1 protein-coding gene is annotated in these 1,236 nt (G+C 72.5%); it reads right to left on the bottom strand.

Going from position 1 to position 1,236, the window contains the following annotated elements; translation table 11 throughout:
* Positions 1 to 41: 41 nt before the first annotated feature.
* On the bottom strand, positions 42 to 1,236 hold a 1,195-nt coding region (locus tag ACFU99_RS44110; protein ID WP_384404489.1), incomplete at its 5' end, for a leucyl aminopeptidase.

The following is a 1,236-nucleotide window of genomic DNA, read 5'->3' as shown; positions in this document are numbered from 1 at the left end:
GCACGGGACCCGGGGCCGTACGGACAACAGCGCGCGAACCGTCAGCCGAGGTCGCCCGCGGCGGTGCGCTCGGCGAGGCGCACCAGGGTACGGACCGAGGAACCGGTGCCGCCCTTGTGCGTGTAGCCGTACGGCGCGCTCTCGTGGAACGCGGGACCCGCGATGTCCAGGTGCGCCCAGGCGATGCCCTCGCCCACGAACTCCTGGAGGAACAGCCCGGCGGCCAGGCCGCCGCCCATCCGGCCGCCCACGTTCGCGAGGTCCGCGATGGGCGAGTCCATGCCCTTGAGCAGCTCGGCGGGGAGCGGCAGCGGCCAGGACTGCTCGCCGACCTCGCCCGCGATCTCGTGCAGCGAGGCGCGGAAGGCGTCGTCGTTGGCCATGATCCCGAACGTGCGGTCGCCGAGCGCCACCACCATGGCGCCGGTCAGCGTCGCCACGTCCACGATCGCGTCCGGCTTCTCCTCCGAGGCGCGGGTGATCGCGTCGGCGAGCACCAGCCGGCCCTCGGCGTCGGTGTTGAGCACCTCGACCGTCTTGCCGCTGTACATCGTGAGCACGTCGCCGGGGCGGGTCGCGGTGCCCGACGGCATGTTCTCGGCCAGCGCCAGCCAGCCGGTGACGTTGACCTGGAGGCCGAGGCGGGCGGCGGTGACGACCGCGGCGAACACCGCGGCGGCGCCGCTCATGTCGCACTTCATCGTCTCGTTGTGACCGGCCGGCTTCAGCGAGATGCCGCCCGAGTCGTACGTGATGCCCTTGCCGACCAGCGCGACGGTCTTCTTCGCCTTGGCGTGCGTGTAGGCGATCTTGACCAGCCGCGGCGGGTTGGCGGAGCCCTGGCCGACGCCGGTCAGGCCGCCGTAGCCGCCCTTGGCCAGCGCCTTCTCGTCCAGCACCTCGACCGTGAGGCCGTGCTCCTTGCCGGCGGTCTGCGCGGCGGCGGCGAACGACTTCGGGGTGAGGTCGTTGGAGGGCGTGTTGATCAGGTCGCGGGCGCGGTTGATCTCCTCCGCCAGCGCGATGGCGCGGTCCGCGACGGCCTTGTACGCCTTGTCGCGCGGCTTGCCGCCGAGGATCGCGACCTCGGCGAGCGGGGCGCTCTTGTCGTCCTTCTTCTTGCTGCTGCCGTTGCGGTAGGCGTTGAAGGCGTACGCGCCGAGCAGCGCGCCCTCCGCGATGGCGGCGACGTCCGCGGCGCTCTCGACGGGCAGCGCGAACGCGCCCTTCTTCGTG

The organism is Streptomyces sp. NPDC057654, assembly GCF_042800135.1.
In the GTDB taxonomy this organism is placed as follows: Bacteria; Actinomycetota; Actinomycetes; order Streptomycetales; family Streptomycetaceae; genus Streptomyces.
This window is presented reverse-complemented; position numbering and strand designations above follow the sequence as displayed.